The organism is Zoogloea sp., assembly GCF_028689785.1.
In the GTDB taxonomy this organism is placed as follows: domain Bacteria; phylum Pseudomonadota; class Gammaproteobacteria; order Burkholderiales; family Rhodocyclaceae; genus Zoogloea.
Window position 1 is genome coordinate 20,716 of sequence record NZ_JAQVCN010000066.1, and the last position, 6,658, is coordinate 27,373.

General features: G+C 55.1%; 4 protein-coding genes. All 4 read right to left on the minus strand.

The features are described 5' to 3' along the window. Positions 1 to 64 precede the first annotated feature (64 nt). Positions 65 to 1,123 carry a PDDEXK nuclease domain-containing protein gene (locus tag PHI64_RS19895; protein WP_299886832.1) on the minus strand — a complete coding sequence of 353 codons (1,059 nt, stop codon included), beginning with the start codon at positions 1,121 to 1,123 and terminating at the stop codon, positions 65 to 67. Between the two features lie 11 nt (positions 1,124 to 1,134). After that, the gene (locus tag PHI64_RS19900) at positions 1,135 to 2,508 is read right to left on the minus strand and encodes a restriction endonuclease subunit S (RefSeq protein WP_366945229.1); all 1,374 of its coding nucleotides are present in this window, start codon (positions 2,506 to 2,508) and stop codon (positions 1,135 to 1,137) included. Next, positions 2,435 to 4,075: a class I SAM-dependent DNA methyltransferase gene (locus tag PHI64_RS19905; protein WP_299886838.1), complete on the minus strand. Its 1,641-nt coding sequence runs from the start codon at positions 4,073 to 4,075 to the stop codon at positions 2,435 to 2,437. Before PHI64_RS19905 ends, PHI64_RS19900 begins: the two co-directional genes overlap by 74 nt. Further along, positions 4,069 to 6,658, minus strand: a 2,590-nt coding sequence (locus tag PHI64_RS19910; RefSeq protein ID WP_299886841.1) for a DEAD/DEAH box helicase family protein, incomplete at its 5' end; no start/stop codon positions are given. The genes PHI64_RS19910 and PHI64_RS19905, both read right to left, overlap by 7 nt.

Genomic DNA, 6,658 nt, shown 5'->3' on the forward strand with positions numbered 1-6,658 from the left:
GCTGCCGAGAAACGGGTGATGGAGACCGCGCTGCGCCTGGAAATCCTTGGCTGTGCGCCCCTGCTCATGCCAGCCCTTCTCCCGGAATGTTCTGTGTAATATTTTGGGCTTCGTCCAGGATCGCCCGCTCGCGTTCGATCTCGCAGCGCAGCTCTTCTTCACTGGGCAGAATCAGGCGATATTTGCTGGCGAACAACTGCTCGCTGTCGTGCAGCACCGAGTAGCGCACCACGGAATGATCCTTGTGCTCGCAGAGCAGGATGCCGACGGTGGGGTTGTCATCCGTGCCACGTTTGAGATCGTCGTACATGCGGACATACATATCCATCTGCCCGATGTCCTGATGCGTCAGCTCATGGGTTTTCAGGTCGATCAGCACAAAGCACTTGAGCAGGTAGTTGTAGAAAACCAGATCAATGTAGAAATCCTTGCTTTCGGTGCTGATGCGTTGCTGGCGGGCGACAAAGGCAAAGCCCTTGCCCAGTTCGAGCAGGAAAGCCTGCAATTTATCCATCAAAGCCTGTTCCAGCGTCGATTCCAGCAGCTTGCCACTACCTGGAAAGCCGAGGAATTCCAGCATCACTGGATCACGGATGAACTCACGCGGCGCTTGTTTCAGGGTTTGAAGATTGGCATCGGCTTCGGCCGTGACCGCCAGCCGGTCGTCGCTCAGCAGCAGGCGTTCGTAATACAAGGTACCGATCTGGCGTTCCAAGGCGCGGGAACTCCAGTTCTGCGCAGCGGCTTCGTTCATGTACCACTGCCGTGCATCGGCACTCTCGACGCGTAACAGCGTGCGGTAGTGGGTCCAGCTCAATTCGTGACGCAGTGCGTCACACATCGGGAAGGCCTGATAAAACAGCCGCATGTAACGCAAATTCGAGACATCGAAGCCTTTGCCGAATTCGCGGGTCAGGTTTTCCGCCAGACTGGACAGCAGCTTTTTGCCATAGGCAGCACGATGCTCGCCGCCCTGTTCATATTCGACGATATGCCGGCCGATTTCCCAGCAGGTCTGCACCTGCACCATGTCCACAGCCCGCAGGGCACGTTGGCGGCCCTGAGCGATCAGCTCGCGCAGCGCGGCTAGCAGGGGTTGCGGCAGGAGGGTTTGATCGTTCATGCGGGTCTCCTTCACGCCACCGTGACCTGGCCGTTCATCAGCAGGGGGAGGAGCCAGTCCCTCAAAGCTTCCAACTTATCATTTTCCCGCAGGAGCTTTTGTTTTTTAATTTCCAACGGGCTAACGAAATCAAAAAAGCGTTGCGCGAGTTTTTGCGGGGGCATACAAACCATGTGCTTGCCAGTAAACGCATCAAACAAGAGGTTCTTTATGCCACTTGTTTTCCCCTCCCAACCGAACAAGACTTTTTTGTCGTATGCCGATTTCCACAGATATGCAAAGTTGAAAAAATACGAGTTATCTACCAGAGATATTGCTTTGCAAAAATTGGAGCAGATGAGTGGCTGGGAAAAACGCTTCATTGTTTCTGAAGTAATGAGGGCCAGTCGCCCAGTTGATTGAGTAGGGCTGCCGCCTGAAATCTCTATGACAAAATCAAATGGTGCAAGAATCTTCCCTTTATTCTTTTCAAGTATGAAGCGCGTAGGTGCGGCAACAGTACCCGTGCCGTTTAAACCGTTGATGTCGGCACCGCGAATACAGTCGACACCTAATGTGTAATTACCCTCGACTGTATCCTTTCCCCAGTCCCCCGTTTTATCTGAAGCAATCCAGTCTGAAAGCGGCCCAACTTCCCACCCCGCCGGAATCTCACGTTTCAGCGTGGCGTTGTAGGCCATCTTGCCGCCGGAGGATTTGTAGGGTTTGCCGTTGGTGTCGGGGAAGTCGAACTGCACGAACCAGTAGTCGTACAGCGTCTTGGCCATCGCCTCAAGCTCGGCGTTGATGCGGTTGTTGCAGTCAATTTTGGCGTCGAGGGTGGAGAGGACGGCGGCGATTCTTTTTTGTTCGCCTAATGCAGGAAGAGGGATTTCAAATTTTAGGCAGTCAGGAACTCGAATATGACTGACTGTTGAGCCGCTGCTGTCGTGCCTTTTGAACTGGTACTGCAAATCTGGCGAAAGAAATGAATACAACAAGTATTCTGAGGTCAGTTTCTCAGGGTCAGTCCTGTACTGCACTACTCTCTGCCCAAGAAAAACACTTTCGTCAAAGTTGACTCGACCGACTTCACCCATCGGGGCTTCTCGGGTTAGGAGAATATCGCCCCTCAAAACCTTTGCCCGCTTAGTCCACTTATCGAATGTTTCTATTGAAACTGAGCGGCAACCCGTCAAATCGATCCGACCATTCTTGATATTCGTTGTACGGATCATTTTGTAGGGTGTCTCTTGATCAACACTTGGCGCGGTTTTATTCACGCAATCGACTATCAAACTGCATAAATCTGAAACCGGAACTCGTGGCCAACTATTCATATCGCAACCCTGCCAACTGCTTCTTGATCTCCCGCTCCAGTCCCGACGATTCCCTAAACAGCCCATCCAGCCTATCGGTAAAGCCCTGCATCTTTTCAGCAAACTGCGCCGGGGTTAGGTCGCTGTATTCGATCTTTACGTCGAAATACTGCCCGGCGCTCAGGCTGTAATTCTTCGCGGCGATGTCGGCGTAACTGACCACCACCGAGAAATCCTCTACGGCCTCTTTTCCATTGAAGGTGGCGATGATGCGGTCTTCTTCGGCTTCGGAGAGCAGGGTTTTCTGGTTCTTGCCGTCCTTGACCTTGGTGCCGAGGCCGGAGGCGTCGATCAGGACCACTCTTTCCCGATTGCTGCGGTCGACGAACAAAATAGAGACATTTGTGCCGGTGGTGGCGAAGATGTTGCTGGGCATGGAAACGACTCCGGCAAGCATTTTGTTGTCCACCAGATGCTGGCGGATGCCTTTGTCGATGCCGCTTTGCGCGGTGATGAAGCCGGTGGGCACGACCACGGCCGCTTTGCCGCCGGGCTTCAAGGAATAAATGATGTGCTGCAGGAAGAGCTGGTAGATGGCCATTTTGTCCACGGCCTGCTTCGGGATATTGGGCACCCCGGCAAAAAAGCGTTCGCGGTGTTCCTTGCTGTCCAGCTCATTACGGAAATCGCTGAAATCCATCTTGAACGGCGGATTGCTGACGATGTAGTCGAACTTCTTCAGTGCATGCCCCTGAGCCTCACGGTGGTAGGGGTGGAGCATGGTGTTGCCCTGGATGACGTTGGGGATGGAATGCACCAGGTTGTTCAGGATCAGGTTCAGGCGCAACAGGCTGGATGACTTTTGCGAGATGTCCTGCGAGTAGATGCTGCAACGCTGCTCGCCGATGGCGTGGGCGATGTTCATCAGCAGCGTGCCGGAACCGGCCGAGGGGTCGTAGCAGCTCACATTGCTGATCTTGCCGCGCACAGCAACCGGCACGAGGATGGCGGCCATGATCTTGGCGACGGCGTGCGGTGTGTAGTACTCGGCGTATTTGCCGCCGCTGTCCTTGTTGTAGTCCTTGATCAGGTATTCAAAGAGCGCGGCGTAGAAGTCGTATTTCTCGTTGAAGATGCGCTCGAAACTGAAGTCACCCAGCTTGTTGATGATGGCACGGCAAAAGGCATCGCGTTTGGAGGGGTCGGTGATGAATTCGCTGACCCGGTCAAACAGGGTGATCTTGGCGCCGCCATCGGTTTTGACGGCAAAGATGTCGTTGTTGGTGATGGCGATGTCGCGCAGGGTGTCGTCGAACAGCTTGGCGAATTCCGGCGCGGTTTGGCGACTCCACAAGTGGGCGATGAAATGCTCAGGCTTCAGGCGGGCGGTATCCGGCCCCATCTGCATTTGCAGCATTTCCAGGTCGTCGGCGCTCATGGCCGCGATGGCGGCTTCCCAGCTCTCAGCCTTGGCGAGTGCCGGCTGGATCTTCTTGGCTTCAAAGGCGAACTTGTCGTTGAGGAACTTGTAGAGAAAGACCTGGGTGATGATCTTGAATTCGTTGCCATCGTTGCCCAAACCGTAAGCGGCACAAATGGCCTTGAGGCTGTCGATCAGTTCGCGGGTGCGTTGTTCAAATTGCTGGCTTACCAAGGGTGTGCTCCAGTGTTACGACTGCCGCCCGGGCGGGCGCCAGCAAGAAATTCATGCATGTATTCGGCGACCACCAACTGATTGATGCTGCGGCTGGCGTCGGGGGTGAGTTTGATGTGCTGGCGGGTGGAGAACTCACCGATGACGATGGGCTGCATCATCCGCTCGAAATAGCTTTCGTTATTGAGCAGTTGGGTGTTTTGCAGCACCTGTTCGTCGGCCTGCTGCTTGACGCCGTTGAGGGCTTCAAACAGGCGGCGCTCGATTTGCGAGAAAGCACCTCGCTCATGCAGGCGCTTGTGAATGCGCGTGTATTTGGCATCGCCCTGGTATTTGGCGCGCAGCTGGTTGTTCTGGCCGTTCAGTTCCTTGACCTTGTCGTGAATGGCACTGAGTGCGCCGATGTTGGCGGTCATCTCTTCTTGGCTGACTTCGCTGAGTTTCTTCTTCTTGAACAGCCGTTCCAGCTCTTCGCGCAGGGTGACGAATTTGGGGTCTTGCTGGTCAAAGTTGTCCGCCAAGGCTTCGCGCGTCTGGCGCAGGGTGTTTTTCAGCTGGTCGGCGAGGACCAGTTCTTCTTCCCTGATCTTGGCGAATTTGAAGATCACCTCTTCCAGCGCGACATTGAGCAGATTGCTGGTGTCGGTGGCCGACTCGATGCTTTCTTTCAGGTTGAGCAGATCGAGGTGGTTGCAGGTTTCGCGGTAGAGCTGGCCTAGCTTGTGGAAATCGAGCTGCTGCAGTTGTTCGTAGTCGCCTTGCAGGCGGATCAGGTTGTAGAGATTGCGCGCATCGGCCAGTGCCTTTTTGAGTGCCAACACGGTGGCACGGTCTTGAATCTGGCTGAGTTGTTTTGAAAACTCTTCGGCGTTTTCGATATTGAAGCGGAACAGGATGTCCTTGATGGCTTCGATTTCCTGTGCAATCTCTTCGGCCGATTTGAACAGGTTGGAGTAGTGCTCGATCTCGTCGCCCAGCACGTCGGCAGCACTCAACTCGTCAAAGTAGTCTTTATTGGTCTTGTCGAATTCCTTGCGGATGTCGGCAAAGTCCACCACATAGCCGTAGCGGAAATCCTTGTAGGTGCGGTTGACGCGGGTAAGTGCCTGCAGCAGGTTATGCGCCTTGATGACGCGGCCCAGGTAGAGCTTCTTCAGGCGCTTGGCGTCAAAGCCGGTGAGCAGCATGTTGTAGACGAACAGGAGATCGATCTTGCCGGCCTTGAAGTCTTCCACCCATTGTTTGCGCTCGTCCTTGCTGCCGATGTCGTACAGAATCAGCGCGGCATTTTTGACGCGGTTTTTCAGCAGGGTGCGGGCGGCGTAACTCTCGGGTTGCGCCGCGGCGATCATGGCTTGCGCCGAGTCCTGGGCGACATAGGCCGGCGATGGCTGGGCGGCATAGACTGCATTGAAAATCTCGAACATCTGTTTGGCTTGATCGGCGCTGTCGCAGATCACCATGCCGCCGATGCTGGCATCGCCCAAGGCGCTGCGGCTTTTCTCGAAGTCAGTCACGATGTAATCGAGCATGGGCTCGACGAATTGCCGGTGCGAGTAGATCAGCTTGCGGTCGATATCGCCTTGCTGCAACTGGACGGCGGCGAGCGCCTCTTGCAGCGACATTTTGTAGTTGGTGGCGATTTCCTCGCGGATCAGACGCAGGGTGTAGCCGTCGGCGATGGAGGCGTTGTAGTAATACTTGTGGATGTAGTCGCCAAACAGCGCGCGCGAGTTGTAGTCGTCGCCCAGTAGCGGCGTGCCGGTGAGACCGATCTTGATGGCGTTGCGGTCGGACTGGCTGAGGTTGGCCAGAAAGCTGCCCTGCGGGTTGTAACTGCGGTGCACTTCATCAAGAAAGTAGACGCGCTGGATGCTGAAGTCGTAGTCCTCGGTGCGCACCACATCCGGGTCATCCTGAAATTTCTGGATATTGACTACGGTGATTTCCGGCTTACCGCTATGGTTGTGCAGCACCTGCGTGGTTTTAATGTCGCGGGCGAAGGCTTCGCGGCTGTCGATGGTATGTACCACCAGACCGCGACAGGAAAATTCACGCTGCGCCTGCGTGGCCAGATCAAGCCGGTCGACGATGAAATAGAACTTCGGGATTACCCCTTGGCGCTGGAAGTAATCAGTGAGGAAGCGGGTGTTGTAATACGCCAGTGCGGTTTTGCCGCTGCCCTGAGTGTGCCAGATGATGCCCTTCTTCACCCCGGCATCGAGTTTTGTCTTGATGGCCTTGGTGGCAAAGAGTTGGGGGTAGCGCATCACATGCTTGTGCAGGCCGTCGCTTTCGTTCACGTAGGCCAGCGCAAAGCGCAGCAGGAAGGCGAGGCGCTCAGGACTGAACAGGGAGGTGCAAATGCGGTTGGTTGGCGTATCTGGCGATTTGTTACTCAGAAACTCGGGGCTGTGCTTGATGACATTGAGGTTGTTATCGCGCAACACTTCGTTTTCGAGGGCGTCATCCTCCTCCGCCAAAAGCTGGCTGAGGTCCAGCGTTTCTTCTTCACGGACATAGTTGAAGACGGGCGAGTCATAGGATGGGCTGGCATAAAACGCGCCTTCAATAGGCTGCGGC